General features: G+C 62.8%; 13 protein-coding genes, 2 tRNA genes, 3 rRNA genes and 1 pseudogene. 4 read left to right on the top strand and 15 right to left on the bottom strand.

Translation table 11 applies throughout. The annotated features are described in order from the left end of the window. Positions 1 to 49 precede the first annotated feature (49 nt). The 11 genes from tnpC to PO78_RS03650 all read right to left on the bottom strand — a co-directional run bounded on the left by tnpC (position 50) and on the right by PO78_RS03650 (position 12648). Positions 50 to 1864 carry an IS66 family transposase gene (gene tnpC, locus PO78_RS03700; RefSeq protein ID WP_043741453.1) on the bottom strand — a complete coding sequence of 605 codons (1815 nt, stop codon included), beginning with the start codon at positions 1862 to 1864 and terminating at the stop codon, positions 50 to 52. 22 nt (positions 1865 to 1886) lie between these two features. Continuing rightward, positions 1887 to 2246, bottom strand: a complete 360-nt coding sequence (gene tnpB, locus PO78_RS03695) for an IS66 family insertion sequence element accessory protein TnpB (RefSeq protein ID WP_043741456.1) — start codon at positions 2244 to 2246, stop codon at positions 1887 to 1889. Further along, positions 2246 to 2563 (bottom strand): IS66 family insertion sequence element accessory protein TnpA, encoded by a 318-nt coding sequence (gene tnpA, locus PO78_RS03690; protein ID WP_043741458.1) that lies wholly within the window; start codon positions 2561 to 2563, stop codon positions 2246 to 2248. Before tnpA ends, tnpB begins: the two co-directional genes overlap by 1 nt. A 227-nt stretch (positions 2564 to 2790) precedes the next feature. Then, a 5S ribosomal RNA gene (gene rrf, locus PO78_RS03685) occupies positions 2791 to 2904 on the bottom strand. A gap of 117 nt (positions 2905 to 3021) precedes the next feature. Next, positions 3022 to 5907: ribosomal RNA gene (locus tag PO78_RS03680) — 23S ribosomal RNA — on the bottom strand. Between the two features lie 289 nt (positions 5908 to 6196). Beyond that, positions 6197 to 6272 (bottom strand) — tRNA-Ala (locus tag PO78_RS03675). A gap of 22 nt (positions 6273 to 6294) precedes the next feature. Further along, positions 6295 to 6371: transfer RNA gene (locus tag PO78_RS03670), tRNA-Ile, on the bottom strand. A 71-nt stretch (positions 6372 to 6442) separates the two neighbouring features. Then, positions 6443 to 7981 (bottom strand): 16S ribosomal RNA (locus PO78_RS03665). Together the 16S, 23S and 5S rRNA genes with 2 tRNA genes alongside form the textbook arrangement of a ribosomal RNA operon. Positions 7982 to 8527: 546 nt before the next feature. Then, a complete protein-coding gene (locus PO78_RS03660; RefSeq protein ID WP_043742077.1) occupies positions 8528 to 11164 on the bottom strand; it encodes an AAA family ATPase in 2637 nt (878 codons plus the stop codon). Continuing rightward, positions 11161 to 12285, bottom strand: a complete 1125-nt coding sequence (locus PO78_RS03655; RefSeq protein WP_043742076.1) for a metallophosphoesterase family protein — start codon at positions 12283 to 12285, stop codon at positions 11161 to 11163. Before PO78_RS03655 ends, PO78_RS03660 begins: the two co-directional genes overlap by 4 nt. Positions 12286 to 12402: 117 nt before the next feature. Further along, entirely contained in the window at positions 12403 to 12648 is a 246-nt protein-coding gene (locus tag PO78_RS03650; RefSeq protein WP_043742169.1) for a DUF3820 family protein, read from the bottom strand. A 98-nt stretch (positions 12649 to 12746) separates the two neighbouring features. Between PO78_RS03650 and PO78_RS03645 the strand changes: the two genes are divergently transcribed. Together PO78_RS03645 and PO78_RS23500 are read left to right on the top strand one after the other, a co-directional pair. After that, entirely contained in the window at positions 12747 to 13442 is a 696-nt protein-coding gene (locus PO78_RS03645) for an alpha/beta hydrolase (protein WP_043742075.1), read from the top strand. A 361-nt stretch (positions 13443 to 13803) separates the two neighbouring features. Then, positions 13804 to 14259, top strand: a pseudogene (locus tag PO78_RS23500) (sigma 54-interacting transcriptional regulator); the annotation flags it as partial. Between the two features lie 48 nt (positions 14260 to 14307). Here PO78_RS23500 and pstB read toward each other — a convergent pair. From pstB to PO78_RS03620, 4 genes are all read right to left on the bottom strand, one after another. Next, positions 14308 to 15090 (bottom strand): phosphate ABC transporter ATP-binding protein PstB, encoded by a 783-nt coding sequence (pstB, locus tag PO78_RS03635; protein WP_012584421.1) that lies wholly within the window; start codon positions 15088 to 15090, stop codon positions 14308 to 14310. Between the two features lie 42 nt (positions 15091 to 15132). Then, positions 15133 to 16056: a phosphate ABC transporter permease PstA gene (pstA, locus tag PO78_RS03630; protein ID WP_004307148.1), complete on the bottom strand. Its 924-nt coding sequence runs from the start codon at positions 16054 to 16056 to the stop codon at positions 15133 to 15135. Between the two features lie 16 nt (positions 16057 to 16072). Continuing rightward, the gene (gene pstC / locus PO78_RS03625) at positions 16073 to 16990 is read right to left on the bottom strand and encodes a phosphate ABC transporter permease subunit PstC (RefSeq protein WP_231570606.1); all 918 of its coding nucleotides are present in this window, start codon (positions 16988 to 16990) and stop codon (positions 16073 to 16075) included. Positions 16991 to 17099: 109 nt separating this feature from the next. Beyond that, positions 17100 to 18080, bottom strand: a complete 981-nt coding sequence (locus tag PO78_RS03620) for a PstS family phosphate ABC transporter substrate-binding protein (RefSeq protein WP_043742070.1) — start codon at positions 18078 to 18080, stop codon at positions 17100 to 17102. A gap of 995 nt (positions 18081 to 19075) precedes the next feature. On the opposite strand from PO78_RS03620, the gene PO78_RS03615 reads away from it, so the two are divergent. Together PO78_RS03615 and PO78_RS22740 are read left to right on the top strand one after the other, a co-directional pair. Next, a complete protein-coding gene (locus PO78_RS03615) occupies positions 19076 to 20488 on the top strand; it encodes a Fic family protein (RefSeq protein ID WP_231570605.1) in 1413 nt (470 codons plus the stop codon). Positions 20489 to 20575: 87 nt separating this feature from the next. Beyond that, positions 20576 to 21193 (top strand): hypothetical protein, encoded by a 618-nt coding sequence (locus PO78_RS22740; RefSeq protein ID WP_156147763.1) that lies wholly within the window; start codon positions 20576 to 20578, stop codon positions 21191 to 21193. Positions 21194 to 21201 lie beyond the last annotated feature (8 nt).

Raw genomic sequence — 21201 nt, 5'->3', positions numbered from 1 at the left:
GTGGTCGCCGAACGTAAGCGCTCCACGAACCCCATCCTTCCGGGGCTCGCTACGCTGTGATCAACTGCTCAGCCTTGAGATTCCAGGGCAGGAGGGCCTCGACGTGTTCGACGGTGGTGGCGGTGGGCAAGGCGCGCAGCACGTGGCGCAGCCACAGGTACGGCTCGACGTTGTTGGCTTTGGCGGTCTCGATCAGCGAGTAGATGAGTGCGCTGGCACGCGCACCGGCCTGGGTGTCCGAGAAGAGCCATGCCTTCCTCCCAACGACGAAGGGGCGGATGGCGTTTTCGGCGGGGTTGTTGTCGATCGGCAGGTCGCCGCGCTCGAGGTAGCGCGTCAGTCGCGGCCACTGCCGATGCAGGTAGCCCAGGGCACCGCCGAGTATCGAGGTGGGCGGCACGGTGGGGAGCACCTGGTCGAGCCAAGCGCGAAGCTCACCGATGACGGCACGGCTTCGGCTCTGGCGTAGCGCCAGACGCTCGACGTCGCTCAGTTCGCGCGCCTCCTTCTCGATGGCGTAGAGCTTGCCGATCAGGGCCAGCGCCTCGTGGGCGCGACCACGCTTGCCTTCGGGCAGCACCTTGCCGGCATCGACGAAACGACGGCGTGCATGGACCCAGCAACCGAGCCGGGTCACCCCTTCGGTGAAGGCAATTGCGCCGTAGCTCTCGAGCCCGTCGGCGATCAGATACCCCTTCCAGCCTTCGAGCAGGCGCAAGGGCACCGCCTGCGCGCGGCTCGGATCGTACTCGAAGAGGATCACCGGCCTACCCGGCGGGCCACCGCGTTGCACCCACATCTGGCTCTTGCTGGTTGCCGCCCGACCGGGTTCCTTGAGCACCTGGACCGGGGTTTCGTCCATGTGGATGACGTCATGCCCGAGCAGCACGTCGCGCATCAGGTTGGCGATCGGCTGCAGCGCCTGCGCGGTGCCGATCACCCAGCGCGCCAGGGTCTGGCGCGGCACGAGCACGCCCGCACGGGCGAGCACGTACTCGAAACGCGCGAGCGGCAGCCCATCGACGTACTTGGTGACGAGCAGCATCGCCAGCAGGTCGTTGCTCGCGTTGCTCTTGGGTAGCACCTGCGCCGGAGCGCGGGCACTGACCGGCGCCTGATCGCCCTTGGGGCAGCCGTAGCGCTTCTTGATGTGGCGCAGCACGCGCACCTGCATCGGCACGATATCGAGCTGTTCGCTGACGTCCTGGCCGATCTCGACCATGGGGGTGCCGCAGGCGCAGGTACGCTCGGCCTCGGGGACGTCGTGGACGACGTCGATGCGCGGCAGCTCGATCGGCAAGGGCTTGCGCTTGCCGCGCGCCTTCTTCTTGCCGGCGTCGACGGGCGTCTGGCCAGACGGTTCAGTGGCCGAGAGCGGCAGGGTCGCGGTATCGCCCGCCTCGGATGCGGATGCGGCCAGCGCTTCGGCCTCGTCGAAGAGCCAGCCCTGGCCCGCGTGCGATTCGCTGCTGGGCCCGAACATGCGCCGACGCGCCAGGCGCAGCTGCTCGTAGAGCTCGAGGATGCGTGCCTCGAAGCCTTTTTGCAGTTCGGCCTCGCGGGCATCGAACGCTTTCTGAAGCTCGAGCTCACGCGCATCGAACGCTTTCTGGAGTTCGACTTCGCGGGTATGGACGACTTTCTGGAGGTCGGCCTCGTACGCCTTGAGGGTGGCTTCCTGCGCGCGTCGAAGCGTCTCGAACTGGACTGTAAGTTGGGTATTGAGTTGCGTCTCGAAGGCACGCTGCTGGGCCAGCAGCAAGGCTTTGAGCACCGCCGGATCGTCGGGCAACTGCGCGGGGAGGACGGACGCGCACACGCCGACATTGGCATTCGAACGAGGGGCGGCGGTACGCTGTGGCATGCCGGAATTATACCCGATCACGCTACGTAACTGATTGGTAATGCAGCGTTTTATGAGGCTTTGCCGCCCACAGGTCGAAGCCTTCGAGCAGCCACTCGAGCTCCTTCATCGTCAGCGTGCAGGTGGGCTGGCTCGCCTCGGCCGCCGGCCAGGCGAAGCGCTCGGCTTCGAGCCGCTTGTACCAGAGGCAGAAGCCGTTGCGGTGCCAGTACAGCGCCTTGAGCTTGTCGCGGCGGCGGTTGATGAACAGGTACAGCGCGTCGCCGAACGGGTTCAATCCCAGTTCCTGCTCGACCAGCGCCGACAGCCCGCCGATGGATTTGCGAAAGTCGATCGCCGACCGGTACAGATACACCGCGCCGATGGTGTGCCCCGGATGCATCAGCGCCCCCGCTCCGAGAGCGCCGCCGACAGCGCGGCCAGCCAGTCGACGCCGGGCAGCGTCGCGCACTCGAGCCGCAGCTGTGCGCCGATCATTACCGTGCAGCCCGTGCGGGCCGTCATCGAAGGCTCGATCTGGATCGGAACGAATCCGCCAAGCTTGGCGCGGCTGCGGCGACCGCCGGCCACCAGGCGCTTACGCCATTGGTAAAGCGCTTGCGGCGACAGGCCCTCGCGCTCGGCGTAGGCCTTCGTGGTGATGCCTTCGGCCTCGATCGCCGAAAGGTGCGACAACCAGAACGTGCTGCGCTCCGACATGCTCGTGCTCCCAGAGAAACGGAAGCCCAAGCATGCGGACTCACCCGGGGCTACGTAAGGATGGGGTTCGTGGAGCGCTTACCGCCGAACGGACGGCGGCCGCGTTCGCGCCTTGCGGCGCGCGTACCCGGGGACGGATCCGCGGGGGCTCAACCCCTGCGTTCTGCGTAGACGGCACGACGCCCCAGGCACGGATGTGTGCGTGGGGCGTTGTGTTGGTGTGGTTAGTCTGACGATGACCTACTTTCACGAGGGCGGACCTCACTATCATCGGCGCATGTGCGTTTCACGGTCCTGTTCGGGAAGGGAAGGGGTGGTTCCACACAGCTATGGTCGTCAGACTTTGACTTGTTGCCTGCGTGGTTTGCAGGCCAAAGTTAGGAAGAAGTGTTGTGTGATTGTCTGGTTGCGTTGTTTTGGCAACCAGGGGGTTGAGTTCGTTTTGTTTTGAAGGTTATAGGATCAAGCCACACGGGCAATTAGTACCGGTTAGCTGAACGTGTTGCCACGCTTACACACCCGGCCTATCAACGTTGTGGTCTTCAACGACCCTTCAGGGGGCTCGAGGCCCCGGGGAAGTCTCATCTTGAGGCGAGTTTCCCGCTTAGATGCTTTCAGCGGTTATCTCTTCCGCACATAGCTACCCGGCGATGCGACTGGCGTCACAACCGGTACACCAGGGGTGCGTCCACTCCGGTCCTCTCGTACTAGGAGCAGGCCCTCTCAAACTTCCAGCGCCCACGGCAGATAGGGACCAAACTGTCTCACGACGTTTTAAACCCAGCTCACGTACCACTTTAAATGGCGAACAGCCATACCCTTGGGACCGGCTACAGCCCCAGGATGTGATGAGCCGACATCGAGGTGCCAAACTCCGCCGTCGATGTGAACTCTTGGGCGGAATCAGCCTGTTATCCCCAGAGTACCTTTTATCCGTTGAGCGATGGCCCTTCCATACAGAACCACCGGATCACTATGACCTGCTTTCGCACCTGCTCGACTTGTGGGTCTCGCAGTCAAGCCACCTTTTGCCATTGCACTATCAGTACGATGTCCGACCGTACCTAGGTGACCTTCGTACTCCTCCGTTACCTTTTGGGAGGAGACCGCCCCAGTCAAACTGCCCACCATGCACGGTCCCCGACCTGGATTCACAGGCCTGGGTTAGAACCTCGACGACACCAGGGTGGTATTTCAAGGTTGGCTCCACCGGAACTGGCGTCCCGGTTTCAAAGCCTCCCACCTATCCTACACAAGTCCCGTCAAAGTCCAATGCAAAGCTACAGTAAAGGTTCATGGGGTCTTTCCGTCTAGCCGCGGGGAGATTGCATCTTCACAAACATTTCAACTTCGCTGAGTCTCAGGAGGAGACAGTGTGGCCATCGTTACGCCATTCGTGCAGGTCGGAACTTACCCGACAAGGAATTTCGCTACCTTAGGACCGTTATAGTTACGGCCGCCGTTTACCGGGGCTTCGATCAAGAGCTTGCACCCCATCACTTAACCTTCCGGCACCGGGCAGGCGTCACACCCTATACGTCCACTTTCGTGTTTGCAGAGTGCTGTGTTTTTAATAAACAGTCGCAGCCACCGATTCTCTGCGACCCCGTTCCGCTCCGGCCGCGAGGGCCTTCACGTACCAGGGGCATACCTTCTCCCGAAGTTACGGTATCAATTTGCCGAGTTCCTTCTCCTGAGTTCTCTCAAGCGCCTTGGTATTCTCTACCAGCCCACCTGTGTCGGTTTGCGGTACGGTCACTCTTAGACTGAAGCTTAGAGGCTTTTCCTGGAAGCTGGGTATCACTCGCTTCGGATCCGAGGATCCTCGTCATCACGCCTCATCTAAGCCACGCGGATTTGCCTACGCGGCACGACTACACGCTTAAACCACCTATTCCAACAGATGGCCGAGCTAACCTTCTCCGTCCCCCATCGCATCTAAGAGCGGTACAGGAATATTGACCTGTTTCCCATCGACTACGCATTTCTGCCTCGCCTTAGGGGCCGACTCACCCTGCGCCGATGAACGTTGCGCAGGAAACCTTGGGCTTACGGCGAGGGTGCTTTTCACACCCTTTATCGCTACTCATGTCAGCATTCGCACTTCCGATACCTCCAGCATCCCTTACGAGACACCTTCGCAGGCTTACGGAACGCTCCCCTACCACGTGTCAAAGACACATCCGCAGCTTCGGTTCATGGCTTGAGCCCCGTTACATCTTCCGCGCAGGACGACTCGACTAGTGAGCTATTACGCTTTCTTTAAAGGATGGCTGCTTCTAAGCCAACCTCCTAGCTGTCTATGCCTTCCCACCTCGTTTGCCACTTAGCCATGCATTTGGGACCTTAGCTGGCGGTCTGGGTTGTTTCCCTCTTGACACCGGACGTTAGCACCCGATGTCTGTCTGCCGTATATCACTTTGCGGTATTCGGAGTTTGCTATCGCGGGGTAGATCGCAATGACCCCCCCAACGATTACAGTGCTCTACCCCCGCAAGTGTCCGTACGACGCACTACCTAAATAGTTTTCGGGGAGAACCAGCTATTTCCGGATTTGTTTAGCCTTTCACCCCTATCCACAGCTCATCCCCTAACTTTTCAACGTTAGTGGGTTCGGACCTCCAGTACCTGTTACGGCACCTTCATCCTGGCCATGGATAGATCATCCGGTTTCGGGTCTACGCCCAGCTACTCTGACGCCCTTATCAGACTCGCTTTCGCTACGCCTCCCCTATTCGGTTAAGCTCGCAACTGAACGTAAGTCGCTGACCCATTATACAAAAGGTACGCAGTCACCCCTTTCGAGGCTCCCACTGTTTGTATGCATGCGGTTTCAGGATCTATTTCACTCCCCTCCCGGGGTTCTTTTCGCCTTTCCCTCACGGTACTGGTTCACTATCGGTCGATCACGAGTATTTAGCCTTGGAGGATGGTCCCCCCATCTTCAGACAGGATTTCTCGTGTCCCGCCCTACTTGTCGCACGCTCAGACCCGCCACCGGCTTTTCGCATACGGGACTATCACCCTGTATCGTCGGACTTTCCAGACCGTTTTGCTAAGCTGATGGTTTAGTCGTGCAGGCTCTTCCGTGTTCGCTCGCCACTACTTACGGAATCTCGGTTGATTTCTTTTCCTCGAGCTACTTAGATGTTTCAGTTCGCTCGGTTCGCCTCTACACACCTATGTATTCAGTGTGAGATGACCCTTGCGGGCCGGGTTTCCCCATTCGGACATCGTGGGATCAATGCTCTATTGCCAGCTCCCCCACGCTTTTCGCAGGCTTACACGTCCTTCATCGCCTGTGATCGCCAAGGCATCCACCACATGCACTTAGTCGCTTGATCCTATAACCTTGGACCCTCTTCGATGTTGCCATCCCGAAGGCCCGCGTACAGGAACGAACTCGTTTGTGCGATCCAGCCTGCGCTGACAAGCTCAGCCTGGATCGATGCAATCACACAACTTGCAGTACGCACCGGCTCGGTACGTACTACACTTCTTCCACTTTGTTAAAGAGCAAACCTCTACGCGCGACAGCCGAAGCTGCCGACCAAGAAGTAAGAGATGACGACGCCACGATCTTCGAGCGCCATCGACATCTCTTACTTCTCGAACCTGTTGCTTGGACAGTCCTGGCGGAGCTGGTCGGGATCGAACCGACGACCTACGGCTTGCAAAGCCGCCGCTCTCCCAGCTGAGCTACAGCCCCCCTGTCTCGAGCAACCCTTGATTGGTGGGTCTGGTTGGGTTCGAACCAACGACCCCCGCCTTATCAAGACGGTGCTCTAACCAGCTGAGCTACAGACCCTCATCCGAGGCTCTTCTCGCCTGAACAACCGATAAGTTGTGGATACTTGGCCATCATGGCCTGATCTCTTGAAAGGAGGTGATCCAGCCGCACCTTCCGATACGGCTACCTTGTTACGACTTCACCCCAGTCATGAATCTCACCGTGGTAAGCGCCCTCCCGAAGGTTAAGCTACCTACTTCTGGTGAAACCCACTCCCATGGTGTGACGGGCGGTGTGTACAAGACCCGGGAACGTATTCACCGCAGCATGCTGATCTGCGATTACTAGCGATTCCGACTTCACGTAGTCGAGTTGCAGACTACGATCCGGACTACGATCGGCTTTAAGGGATTGGCTCCACCTCGCGGCTTGGCAACCCTCTGTACCGACCATTGTATGACGTGTGAAGCCCTACCCATAAGGGCCATGAGGACTTGACGTCATCCCCACCTTCCTCCGGTTTGTCACCGGCAGTCTCACTAGAGTGCCCAACCAAATGATGGCAACTAGTGACAAGGGTTGCGCTCGTTGCGGGACTTAACCCAACATCTCACGACACGAGCTGACGACAGCCATGCAGCACCTGTGTTCTGGCTCCCGAAGGCACCCTCGCCTCTCAGCAAGGTTCCAGACATGTCAAGGGTAGGTAAGGTTTTTCGCGTTGCATCGAATTAATCCACATCATCCACCGCTTGTGCGGGTCCCCGTCAATTCCTTTGAGTTTTAACCTTGCGGCCGTACTCCCCAGGCGGTCGACTTCACGCGTTAGCTGCGTCACTCAGTGCATTGCTGCTCCGAACGACTAGTCGACATCGTTTAGGGCGTGGACTACCAGGGTATCTAATCCTGTTTGCTCCCCACGCTTTCGTGCATGAGCGTCAGTACAGGCCCAGGGGGCTGCCTTCGCCATCGGTGTTCCTCCTGATCTCTACGCATTTCACTGCTACACCAGGAATTCCACCCCCCTCTGCCGTACTCTAGCCTTGCAGTCACAAACGCAGTTCCCAGGTTAAGCCCGGGGATTTCACATCTGTCTTACAAAACCGCCTGCGCACGCTTTACGCCCAGTAATTCCGATTAACGCTCGCACCCTACGTATTACCGCGGCTGCTGGCACGTAGTTAGCCGGTGCTTCTTAGTCCGGTACCGTCATCCATGGCCTATGTTAGAGACCACGATTTCTTCCCGGCCGAAAGAGCTTTACAACCCGAAGGCCTTCTTCACTCACGCGGCATGGCTGGATCAGGCTTGCGCCCATTGTCCAAAATTCCCCACTGCTGCCTCCCGTAGGAGTCTGGGCCGTGTCTCAGTCCCAGTGTGGCGGATCATCCTCTCAGACCCGCTACGGATCGTCGCCTAGGTGAGCCTTTACCTCACCTACTAGCTAATCCGACATCGGCCGCTCCAATCGCGCGAGGTTCCGAAGAATCCCCCGCTTTCCCCCTCAGGGCGTATGCGGTATTAGCGTAGCTTTCGCTACGTTATCCCCCACGACATGGGCACGTTCCGATGCATTACTCACCCGTTCGCCACTCGCCGGCAGGCCGAAGCCCCCGCTGCCGTTCGACTTGCATGTGTAAAGCATGCCGCCAGCGTTCAATCTGAGCCAGGATCAAACTCTTAAGTTCAATCCAGCAAAGTACTCAAAATACTGACTTACATCAGCATGAGCACCAATCATTGTGATACCTATGCGACCAAAGTCGCCGACCACAACAACCAAGCACCCACACTTATCGGTTGTCCAAGTTTTTAAAGATCTGCCGTCTTGCAGCAAGGAAAGAATTCAGCTGCTTTCCTGTTTCGCCGATTCGCTGTTGCGTTCGGGAAGCCGCGCATTATAGAGACCCGAGAAAATCCGTCAACACAAAATGAATCGAAGATTCTTATGAGTCGATTCCGGCGCCCGGACCGTGGATCTGCGCGCCCGCGCTCGGGCCGGTGGCGGGCGGCCGGGTGTCGAGGTACAGGGCCTCGACCTGTGCGCGCGCCCACGGCGTGCGGTGCAGGAACTCGGGCCGGAGGCGATGCCGGGTTCGTGATCGAAGCCGCGGATGCTCACCCGCCGCCGAGCGTCGGCAAGCCGAGCCGGTCTGCGCGTCGGAAGAGGACCTCCTCCAGCGTGAGACCGTGGAAGGAGTTGTCGGGCCGTCGGCGGGTCATGGCGTGGTCGCTCAGCCTCCCAGCGCGGCGACGTCCCGGGGCACGACGCCCAGGTCCCGCCAGCTGTCCGGGTGGCAACTGAACAGCAGGATCTGATGCCGGTCGGCAGCATCGAACAGCACCCGCTTCATGTTGCCGAGGCGCTCGACGTCGCTGTGCACCAGCGCATCGTCCAGGATCACGAGCGTCGGCCGGCCGGCCTCGCGCAACAGGTCGGCGTAGGCGAGGCGACTGATCAGGCCCATCTGCTCGCGCGCGCCGAAGCTCAGCTCGGCGAATCGGCCACGCTCTTCCCCGCCGTGGCCCTGGCGCACCAGGATCTCCGGCACGAGCGCCTCGTCCACGCTCAGGCTGGCCTCCGGAAACAGCAGTTGCAGATAGCGGTTCAGGTGGCGCTGCAAGGGCGCCTGCAGCTGACGGGTGAGCTGCAGGCGGTGATCCGTCAGACGGACGAGCAGGAGGTCCAGCGCGCGGGCACGCCGCGTGAGCTCGTCGCTACGGCGCGCAGCACGCGCCAGCTCGACGTCCAGTTCCGCGCTGCGCTCCTCCAGGCCCTCCGCCCCGAGCGCCTCCAGGCTGGCCCGGAGGCGCTCGAGTTCGAGGCGGCGCTGCTCGGCGGCCTTCTCCGCCGCATCCGCACTGCGCGTGAAGCGTTCGACGTCCTGGCGCAGGACGCCGGGATTGGCCTGATCGATCTGCTTCTGCCGTTCTCGCAGGGCCTGGTCGAGCCGGTTCTCGCCGGCACGCAGCTCCAGCAGCTGGTCCTCGGCCTGCTTTTCGCGCGCCTTGCGATCCGCGCCCTGCAGCTCGCCGTCGAGCCGGCTCCACTCGGCCCGGGCACTCTCCAGCGCCTGCGTGGCGAGCAGGAGCGCACTGCGGAAGCCCGCCTCGTCGGCCTCGGCCGCCTTGAGGGACACCTCGGCAGCGTCGAGCTGCGCCTCGGCCCTGGACACCGAGAGGCTGTCTTCCTGCGGTTCGGGAAGGGCCCCGATCCGTTTGCCGAGATCCTCCCGGCGCGCCTGCGTGAGCTGCTTTCGACCCGCCAGCGCCTCGAGGCCCTCGGGCGCCAGCGACTCGAGCACCGATGCGTCGCGCTTGATGGACTCGTCGAGCTCGCGGCATTGCTCGTGGCGGGCATCCGCCGCGGCCAGCGAGTCCGCGCCGAGCGCGGACAGGAGGCTCGCCCTCTCGTCCGCCAGCCCCTGGCGCGTGCGCACCAGATCGGCGATGTCGTCGCCGCCGGGCAGGATGCGCAGGCTTCCCAGCTGCGCGACGAGGATCTCGGTCGGCTCCAGCAGGAGGCGCTCCCCCCGCCCGCTCAAGGGCTCGCCGCCCAAGGTGAGCGCGCCCGCCTCGCGCAGGTCGAATTGCAGTCGGGTGGCGACCGCCTCCTGGCGGATGGCAAGCCGGGCGAGCTCCTCCTCCACCTTGCGCAGGCGCTTGAGCGCCTTGGCGTCGACCTGCAGGGACTGGCGCAACGCGCGCTGCCGCAGCCACCGCTCGTGCAGCTCGCGGGCGCGCGCCAGCGCCTGATCCAGGCCGGCGAGCTCGCCATCGACCTGCGCCAGCTCCCGTACCAGGTCCTTGCGTTGCTGATGCTCGCGAGCCAGCCTGACCGTCGCCCGGGCCGCTTCGAAGGCCTTGCGGGCATCGCCGAGCACACGCTCCACGGCCGGCCTGCGCGCATCCTGCGCGGCGAGCGCCTGTTCGGCCGCCTGGCGGTCGGCGGCGCGCCTGTGCAGGTCCTTGCGCTGCGCCTCGAAGCGGCCGAGCAGATCGAGGCTCGTGCGCATGCCGGCTTGGCAGGCCTGCAGCGCCTGCTGGTCGCGCTCCTGCTCGCGCTGCCAGGAGACGACCTCGGCCAGCCGGAGGTCAGCCGCCCTGGCCTGCTGCCGGTAGACCTCCCAGATGCGCTCGGACTCGTCGCGGGCCTGCTCCTCGCGCAGCTGCCCGAGCCGATCCACCTGCTGGCGATACTGCCGGATCCGCCCCTGCAGATCGGCGTGCTCGCGCGCGAGCCGCTCGTGCGCCTCGAGCGCCGCAGCGAAGTCGCCGGTGGGCCGGCCGGTGGCGGTCAGCAGGCGCGCGCGCTCCCGGGTGATCCGGGCGATCAGCTCGTCCCCCGCGGTGCTGGTCACCTCGCCGAGGCTGGCGCCCAGGACGGACTTCAGGTGGCTGCCCGCATGCTCGACCGGCTTGTGGATCTCCTGCCCGGCGCCCTGCTCGATCCACAGCAGGCCGGGGATGCCCCAGTGCTCCGGTCGGCTGGCCCCGCGCCCGGGGAACTCGAAGCCGAGCAGGTCCGCGAGCTTGTCCTCCGCCTCCTCGCCGCTGAACCCCACGCCGTCTACGCTGACATCGCAGCGCTTGCGCTTCAGGAAGCTCTTGACCAGCTTCCAGCGCTTGCCCTGCGACTCGAACTCCAGCTCGACCGTGGGCGCGGCGGCCGAATCGCCCCAGGGCTGCAGATCCTCCACGCTGGAGGACTTGTAGCGCTCGAAGAATGCGGCGCGGATCGCGCGCACCAGGGTGCTCTTGCCGGACTCGTTCGGTCCGGTGAAGAGGTTGATGCCGGGATCGAGATCGCGGATCTCTACGGGCTGCCGGAAGCGGCGCAGCTGTTCGACCTTCAGGCGCAGCAGCCTCATGCCGCAGCTCCCTGGGCCTGCGCCTCGAGCAGCAGCGCGGCGAGGATCGCCAGCGCCTCGCTCGCGACCTCCGCGTTCTCGCCATCCTGCTCCTCGTGCAGCTCGGCGATCACCCGGCCCACGTAGCCGTCTGCGTGCAGGGCGGCGAGATCATCCTCGGTGGGCTGCAGCCGCAGCCCGGAGAGGTCGGCGCGCAGGCTGCGGAACCTCGCCTCCGCCACCGAGAGCGCGGCTTCGAGCCGCTGCCTGCCGAGCAGGTGGATCTCGCCGGACAGGCTCAGGTCGACCACGGCAAGCTCGGGCAAGGCCTCCAGGCGGGCGATCGTGCCCTCGAGATCCGAGGCCACCGCCAGCTTTTCCTCGAGCGCGATCCAGGGGTGCCGGCCCACCGCCCGGACCTCCACTTCCGGCTCGGCCCCGACCGCGGGGATGTCCACGAGCAGCACATTGCCCGGATCGTTGGCCTTGAATCGGTCCTGCTCGGGCGTGCCGCTATACCAGGTGCGCGCATCGATCCGCCGTGTGCCGTGCCAGTCGCCGAGCGCGAGGTAATCCAGCGCGGCGCGGGTGGCGCGGTCGGCGGCGATCGGGTTGGGCGAGTCGATGTCCTCGGCGAGCACGCCCTGGACGCTGCCATGGGCGAGGCCGACGCGGACCAAGCCGGGCGCCGTCTCCGCGTGATCGAACCACGCGGTCTCGTCGGCCGGGGTCTGGCGCTGGGTGAGCGGCGCCGGCAGCACGACGAAACCGCGCTCGGGGAACGCCATCACCTGCGCGCCCAGCGCCAGATGCACATTGGGCGCCACGGCCCCGAGGCGGCGGGCGCGCGACCACACGCTCTCGGCCAGCGCCGCGTCGTGGTTGCCGGGGATCAGCACCCACGGGCCTGCATACGCCCCCATGGCGTTGAACAGCCGGCGGATCGTGCGATCGGACACCGTCTGCGCATCGAAGACATCCCCGGCCACCAGCACCGCATCCACCGCCTCCTGCCGCGCGATGCCCGCCAGGCGCTCCACCGCAGAGAAGCGCGCCTCGGCCAGCGCGAGCGCGTCCTCGGGCGCGAAGCGCGCGTACTGGCGGCCGATCTGCCAATCGGCGGTATGAAGAAAGCGCGGCATCGGTCCGTCCCCTGATCCAGCGGAAAGTCGTGCATGCACGGCCGCCGTCCCGGGGCTCCGATCACCGGACCCGGGCGCATGACCGATGCACATCCCTGTTTGTCACCGGCCGGCATGTTACACGCCGCCCGGCCCTGCGGCAGCCTGCCTCCGCGCCCTGCGCAGCGGCTCGAGCAGCCCGGCCAGATCGTTGTGGTCGAGCTCGTGCATCAGCGCGAGCAACTGGCCCAGCTGCCCTGGCGGGAAACCCTTGCGGGCGAACCACGCGAGGTAGTATCCCGGCAGATCCGCGATCACCCGCCCCTTGTACTTGCCGAAGGGCATCTCGCGCTCGAGCAGCAGCACCAGTTGCTCAGGATTCATCCGTTCGATCCGTTTTTCCGTGCCCATCCGCATTTCCGTGCCCAATTGCGAGCGCGGCCGCGCGCGCCGACGCTCCACTCTCCCACAAGGTGACCCGCTTGAGCCTCCATTCCTCCCCAGGCCTCGTCTTCGACACCCCGCCCATCGAGCTCGAGACCGGACCCGATCCCCGCTACAGCGTCATCTGGATGCACGGCCTGGGCGCGGACGGCAGCGATTTCGAGCCGGTCGTCCCGGCGCTGGCCCTGCCCCGCAGCCCCGCCGTGCGCTTCCTCTTTCCGCACGCCCCCTATCGTGCGGTCACCTGCAACGCCGGCTACGTCATGCGCGCCTGGTACGACATCGTCTCGCTCGCCCCGCACAGCCGCCAGATCGACGAGGCCGGACTGCTCGAATCGCGCACCCTCGTCCGCCAACTGATCCAGCGCGAGGCCGACCGCGGCGTGCCCGGCGAGCGCGTCATCCTCGCCGGTTTCTCGCAGGGGGGCGCCGTGGCCTATCTGACCGGGCTCACCCACCCCACCCCGCTGGCCGGCATCATCGCGCTGTCGACCTACATCCCGAGCCCCGGGCTGCTGGTCGATGGGTTCGTGGAAGCGAATCGACAGGTTCCGGTCTTCGCCGCGCACGGCACCCACGACGATGTCGTCTCTCCCGCACTCGGAGAGCACGCGGTCGAGGTCCTCCGGCAGCTGGGCATCGAGCCGGAATGGCACCGCTACCCCTTGCCGCACTCGGTGAGCCTCGAGGAGATCGCCGACATCGGTCGGTGGCTGCGCACCCTCGTGCATTGACCGGAAGACCCGGCGAGACCCGCCGGCACGACGGCGCCAATGTCCACACCCATACGGCGGGCAATCGAGGCGCGCACCGCTTGTGCGTCGAGGACTTCGCCCTCGATCGCGCCGCAGCCACTTGCAGCCACCCATCTGCTCGGCAGGCTCGCCTGCGGGGAAGCCACGCTCGACGAGTGGCTCAGGCAACGCGCGCTGGCAAATCAGCCGAGTGGCCCCCGTCCCCCTTTCGTGCTTGCGGATCGGATCGGCCGTGTCCTTGGCTACTCCGTGATGGCGGCCGGCGCCGTCCCGCACCAGGATGCCACCAACAAGGTGCGCCGCAACATGCCGGACCCTGTGCCTGAAATGGTGCTGGCGCGGCACGCTGTTCCTGGAAGAGATCGGCGACATGCCGCTGTCGGTGCAGGCCAAGCTGCTGCGCGCCCTGCAGGAACATCGGCTGCGACGGCTTGGCGGCGAGACGACGATTGCGGTGGACTTCCGCCTCGTCTGCGCCACCCACTGCAACCTCAGGGCGATGGTCGAGGACGGCCGCTTCCGCGAAGATCTCCACTACCGCATCAACGTCATCCACCTGCGCATTCCGCCGCTGCGCGAGCGCAAGGAAGCCAGCGCCTGGTTCATGCAGCAGTTCGTCGAGGCCTTCAACCGCGCCCACCCGGAGAAAGCCCGCCGCATCGATCCGCGCACGCAGGAAGCGCTCGCGCGCTATCGCGGGCACATGACCCACAGCGCCGAGGCACTCGGCATCACCCGCAAGACCCTGTGGGAAAAGATGCGACGCCTCGGGCTGCAGGCGCGCGACGACGCCTGAAGATGGAATCCCGAGGATCTCAGCCGCCGCACCTGGCCGAAACTTCGCTCAGCCGAAACGCCCGGTGATGTAATCCTCGGTTTCCTTCTTGACCGGCTTGGTGAAGATGTCGCCCGTCACGCCGTATTCGACCAATTCCCCAACGTACATGTAAGCCGTGAAATCCGAAATCCGGGCGGCCTGCTGCATGTTGTGGGTCACGATCAGAATGGTGACCTTTTCGCGCAACTCGGTGATCAGTTCCTCGATGTTCGCGGTCGCGATCGGATCGAGCGCGGAGGTGGGCTCGTCGAACAGCAGCAGCTCCGGATCGGTGGCCAGGCAGCGCGCAATGCAGAGCCGCTGTTGCTGGCCGCCCGACAGCGCGGTGGCGGGCTGTTGGAGGCGATCCTTGACCTCATTCCACAGGGAGGCGCCACGCAGTGCGCTTTCCACACGCCCTTCGATCACGCTGCGACTGCGCTCCCCCCGTACCTTGAGGCCATAGGCCACGTTCTCGAAGATCGACTTGGGAAACGGGTTCGGCTTCTGGAACACCATGCCGATGCGCATGCGAACCTCGATCGGGTCCACCTTGGGATCGACGATATTGGTGTTGTCCGGATGGAAAACGATGGCGCCCTCGTAGCGGTTCCCGGGGTACAGATCGTGCATGCGGTTGAACGAGCGCAGCAGGGTCGACTTGCCGCAACCCGAGGGGCCGATGAGCGCGGTCACGCGCTTGTCCAGCACCGGAAGGTTAACCTTCTTGAGAGCGTGAAAGTCACCGTAATAGAAGTTGAAATCGCGGGTTTCCGCCTTCAGTTCGGTTTTCAGTTCAGTTTTGGCCATGAGGGCGTCTCTGGATCAGTTTTCGGAGTCGGGCAGCGTCGCTTACCAAGCGATGCTCTTGCGCAGGCGATAGCGGAGCCAGATCGCAAGTGCATTCATCAGCAGGGTCATCAGCACCAGGATCAGACCTGCCGCGGCCGCGTTCTGCTGGAATGCCTCTTCGGGGCGCGAGGTCCAGTTGAACATCTGGATCGGCATCACGGTGAAGCCCGACCACAGCCAGTCGAAGTTGATGAACGGCGCCGTGGAGGAGATCGGCGACGCGGGCAGGAAGGCGATGAAGGTCAGGGCACCGATCGTGATGATCGGCGCGGTTTCGCCAATCGCTCGCGACAGGCCGATGATCACGCCGGTCATGATGCCGGGAGTCGCGTAAGGCACCAGATGGTCGCTGACCACCTGCCACTGGGTCGCGCCGCAGCCATACGCACCTTCGCGCACATGAACCGGAATCGCGCGCAGCGCCTCGCGCGTGGCGACGATGATCACGGGCAGGATCAGCAGGCCGAGCGTCAAACCCGCCGTCAGCACGCTCTGGCCAAAGCCGAACATGTAGACGAACACGCCCAGGGCGAGCAGGCCATAGACGATGGACGGCACGCCGGCGAGGTTGGTCACGTTGATCTCGATGATGTCGGTGACCAGATTCTTCGGGGCGTACTCCTCGAGATAGACGCCTGCCGCCACGCCGAGGGGAACGGCCGACAAGGCGGTCACGAGCATGACCAGCAGCGAGCCGACCCACGCCGACAAGATGCCCGCATTTGCCGCCCGACGCGACGGAAAGCTGGTGAAGAAGTCCGGGTTCAGGCGCTCCCATCCGTTGATCACCATCTGGCCGAACAAGGTCACGAAGGCCAGCACCCCGACCGTCAACGCCAGGAAGCCGGCAACTGCGAAGATCAGGTCCCAGCGGCGGTTGCCTCGGATGATGCCGCGGATCGAAGCGATGTCTTGATTGTTCATTCTCAGGAATCCGGTATCAGTAGGCTTCGCGATAACGACGGCGAATCAGGTGCCCCATGATGTTGAAGAACAGGGTCAGCAGCATCAGGCTCAGACCAGCAGCGAAAATCGACTGATATCCGATCGAACCATGCGGCAGGTCGCCCATTGCGACTTGCACGATGTAGGCCGAAATCGTCTGCGCCGGCTGCGTCGGATCCATGGTGAAGTTCGGCTGCATGCCTGCAGCAACCGCCACGATCATGGTCTCGCCGACTGCACGCGAAATCCCGAGGATGTAAGCCGAAAGCACGCCGGAAATCGCGGCCGGCAGGACCACCCTCACGGCAGTCTGGAAGCGCGTGCTGCCCATCGCGTATGCACCCTCGCGCAGGCTCATCGGCACCGCCCGCATCGCATCCTCGGAGAGCGAACTGATGTACGGAACGATCGCGATGCCCATCACGAGACCCGCTGCGAGCATCGAGAAGCCGGGCAGGGACGGAAAGAAGTATTGCAGAACGGGCGAAACGACCGTCAGCGCAAAATAGCCATAAACGATGGTCGGGACACCACCGAGCAACTCGAGAAACGGTTTGACGATCTCACGCACACGAGGTGAGGCAAACTCGGAAATGTAGATGGCGATCACCGTGCCTAGCGGCACCGCGACCGCAAGCGCGACCAGGGACGTGGTTACGGTGCCGAGCAGCAAGGGCAGGATGCCGTAGCGCGGCGTCGAGAACAGCGGCGTCCACATCGTGTCGGTGAGGAAATCCCACACCGGGACGTGTTCGAAAAAGTGATACGACTCGAAGATCAGGATCCAGATGATCCCGATGGTCGTCAGGACTGAAACCGAGGCGGCAAGAAAGAGTACGAGTTCGATGGCACGCTCGCGCACATTGCGCGAAAGCTTTCTCGACAGGCGCTCGCTGACCGTAGTGGTGTGCATGGACGACATGTCCATCCTCATGACTCGGGATCCAGGCACGGCTCCCTCCAAGGGTGAAAAACTGCCTGGACGGGACAACCCCCATCCAGGCAGTTCGGAGAATCAAGGATCAGAGCTTGGCTTCGCGCGAGATCAGCTCTTCGATCGTCACGCCCACGTCGGCATGGCCACCGAACACCGTGCCGAGCTTCTTGCTCTTCATGTGCTCCATGTTGGCCTCATAGGCCTTGGCCGGCAGCGGCACGTACTTGACTTCCGAAGTGAGCGCCGGGGCGTTCTTCATGTAGAAATCGACGAACTGGCGCACTTCCGCGCGCTCGAGCGCCTTCGCCGAGACGTAGATGAAGATCGGACGGGCCAGCGGGTTGTACGAACCATCGATCACGGTCTTCTCGGACGGCAGCACGGCCTCGCCCTTGGAATTGACGATCGCCACGGCCTTCAGCTTGCCCTGGTTCTCGGCGTAGTAGGCGTAGCCGAAGTAGCCGATCGCGTTGACATCACGCGACACGCCCTGGACGAGAACGTTGTCGTCCTCGGAGGCGGTGTAGTCGCCCCGGGAAGCCTTGGACTTGCCGTTGATGGCCTCGGTGAAGTAGTCGAACGTACCGGAGTCGGAACCCGCCCCGAAGAGGTTGAGCGGCGCATCCGGGAAGGACGGGTCGACCTGGTTCCAGTTCGAGACCTTGCCCTGGGCATCCGGCTCCCACATCTTCTTGAGCTGCGCGACGCTGAGCTGGGTGATCTTGCTGTTCGGATTGACGACGACGGTCAGCGCATCGAAGGCCACCGGCAGTTCGTAGTAGGTGATCCCTTCCTTGGCGCAGTCTTCCATTTCCTTCTTCAGGATCGGGCGCGATGCGTTGGCGACGTCGATCTCACCGCGGCAGAACTTCTTGAAACCGCCACCGGTCCCGGAAATGCCCACGGTGACCTTGATCTCGCCCTTGACCGACTTCTGAAAATCTTCTGCGACAGCCTCGGTGACCGGGTACACGGTGCTGGAGCCGTCAACCTTGACCAACGATTCGGCTTGGACCGACGACGCGGCGAGCGCCAGGAATGCAGAAGCAAGAACGGTTCGTTTCATCGATTTCTCCGAAAGTTATGCACGAGGCCAGGCGCAAGAAACGGCACCTGTAGCACCACGCCGAATGCTAGCGGCGCAATGTTTCAGAAAAATGAATCGTCACAAACACTGCAATCATGGGCGTCGCGGGAGAGGCTCGATCGAGCACGAGGATGACTCGGCGAGCCGATTCGGGCGCGTGCCCGGGCGGCTTCGAAGCGCACACTGAGCGCAACGCGGTCGGAGAAGCAGCCATGCGCCGCGGGCATTCACGGCAGTTGGAAACTGGAACCTGGCCACCCCGGGGACTGCAGATCGAACTGAAGCTGGCACAGGACGCACGAGCCCCGACAGCTCGGTCACGGAAGGCAACGCTCGAACGGGAGCGAGGACGGGCTGAGCTCACACCGGCCTGGTCACAGCGTGGTCACGGTTCAGCCACAGGATGGGCACAAAACAAAACGGGCCAGGCCCGCGAAGACCTGACCCATTGAATTGTTTGGCGCGCCCGAGACGATTCGAACGTCCGACCCCTGCCTTCGGAGGACTTGCCACGTAGGCGTGGCAATGCTCCGCTAGACGGCTCTATCCGACAAATCTCTCGGAAATCAGGCCATTAGCACAGTATTTCGCTCAACTCAGAGCAAACACAATACCTTGTTTTATAACACTTAACACCGTTGCACGGGTCTACCTAGCCACATGCTCAGGTCTCCTGCAATGACCCTTTCCCGCCGTTTGTCTCAACGATACAGCATCTTTGCTCCGCGTACCCGAGGTATAGTTCTCTATGTTCCATAATGGAACGTGACGGAGCTCGAAAGCCAAGGATCAGGCAGTCCTTCGATCAATTCATCAAAGCAAAGACACGCCCATCTGACAAACGTCGGCCACGCACGACCCCCCCCTCTGACCATCGCAGCACTGCTCTCTTGAACAGCGACATTTAGCGCGACACAATAATGTCGCTCCTTGTCGCGCTTTGTCGCTCTTGTGGTCATTACAGATCCGAACGCATGATGGAGAACGGACCGATGTCGCGGATTGCCCCTACAGAAGAGCTCAAGCTCATCGAGTCCATCGTCGCGGATCACCCGAAGGGGTTGGGCATATCCGCCATTGAGGCCGAGATCGAGCGTCGTCAGGGCATGAGGCCCAACCGTCGGACGCTGCAGCGTCGCCTGCAAAAGCTCATCGACGCGCGGCGACTGACGAAGGAAGGCGAGAGCATCGCGCTCGTCTACAAATCGACAGCAGATGCCGAGCCTCGAACCGACGAAGTGAAGGCACCCGAGACGGACTTGTACGTGCCAGTCTCTCCCGAGGGGGCCGCAATCCGGGATCGGATGAGATTGCCGCTAATGCACCGCCGACCAGTAGGTTATCGGCGAGACTTCCTCGAAGCCTATCAGCCGGGCGCGACGTTCTATCTGCCCGAGTCGCTGCGAAGTCAGCTTCACGAAATGGGGCGCACCCCGGTCGGCGAGCGCCCTGCGGGCACCTACGCTCGCGAAATCCTTGGCCGCTTGCTGGTGGATCTGTCCTGGGCCTCATCCAGACTGGAAGGCAACACATATACCCGCCTGGATACTCAGAACCTGATCGAATACGGTCAGGTCGCTCAAGGCAAGGATGCCATTGAGACGCAAATGATCCTCAACCACAAGGCGGCCATCGAGATGCTGATCGAGAACGCCGACGAGATAGGCTTCGATCCCTTCACGTTCAAGAACCTCCACTCCGTGCTCTCTCAGGATCTGATGCGCAACCCGAACGCCTGCGGCAGGCTGCGACGACGGCCCGTTGATATTTCCGGCACCGTATTTCATCCCCTGGCCATGCCGCAGGTAGTCGAAGACTGCTTTGCCCTCCTGCTGGGCAAGACCGCTGCGATCCCGGACCCCTTCGAGCAGGCGTTCTTCGTCATGGTGCAGCTACCCTACCTGCAGCCATTCGAAGATGTGAACAAACGGGTGTCGCGAATCGGCGCAAACATCTCGCTGATCAAGCACAACCTGTGTCCACTGTCGTTCATCGACGTCCCCGAACGCGCCTACGTCGAAGGAACGCTGGGCGTCTACGAACTCAACCAGATCGAGCTTCTGCGGGACGTGTTCGTCTGGGCCTATGAGCGCTCGTGCCAGCGCTACCTGGCCATCAGCCAGACCATGGTCGAACCCGATCCGCTGAAGATCAAGTATCGCGAGGTCTTGATCCAAGCGGTACAAGCCGTCGTCAAAGGCCTGCAGCCGCCCAATCAAGCGGTGATTGCCCGACTGGCCGCAGAAAACGCACCAGAATCCGACCGAGCGGCCTTCGCAGAACTGCTCACTGCGGCCCTCATGCAGTTACATGAAGGCAGCGTCGCCCGCTATCGCCTGCGCCGTTCGGAATACCTCGCTTGGCAACGTCTTCGTGGAGACGCTTGACGGGCGGCTCAATGGCACGGCCAAGGTACAGTTGCCGCACACCTTTCGCTGTCGCGCGAAGCCCTAGACCATCCGGATGCCTACACCATGGATATTCCTCGGACCGTCAGGTTGCGCCTGAATCAGATCGATCTCCCACCGCCCGCTCGACCGTGGTGCGTCGGTTTGCGGCACCTGCCTCAGAGCATCCCGACCGTGCGGGAGGAGGCCTTATCCCTCCTGCCGCTGCTTCAACCCCTAGTCGTCCGCGAGGAACCCGGTGGTGCGACCTCAAACGCACGCCGCTACACATTGCTGGCCGGCCGACGAACCTTGCAACTCCTCCTGGAAAGATACTCCCGTGACCACCGCACGTGGGCGCTCTGCGTTGCCAACGATGCACCTTTGCCCAACAAAGATGAACTGGAGTTGCTGGACACACTGCTGATCAAGCTGATCTGCAGACCTGATCCCGACGATCTCGCGCTCATCGCCACGGCGCTGAAGAGCGATCAGGTCTTGCGCTCCGAGGCTGGCCGCTATGTGGATGTCACGAGTGATGCTGCGATTGGCCGGCTTGTCGGAATGTCGCGCACCGCGATGCACCGACACACCACGCGAAACCGCTCAAAAATTGATGAGACGGACAAGGCGGCAAAAAGCGTCACGCTTGATCTTCTTCAGGAAGCAGAGCCGCCACCAGTCGAACAGGGCACCAGCGATTGAGGCAACGT

This window comes from Thauera sp. SWB20, assembly GCF_000831325.1.
GTDB classification, from domain to species: domain Bacteria; phylum Pseudomonadota; class Gammaproteobacteria; order Burkholderiales; family Rhodocyclaceae; genus Thauera; species Thauera aminoaromatica.
Note: the sequence above shows the minus strand (reverse complement) of the source record. Positions and strands in the feature narration are given on the sequence as shown.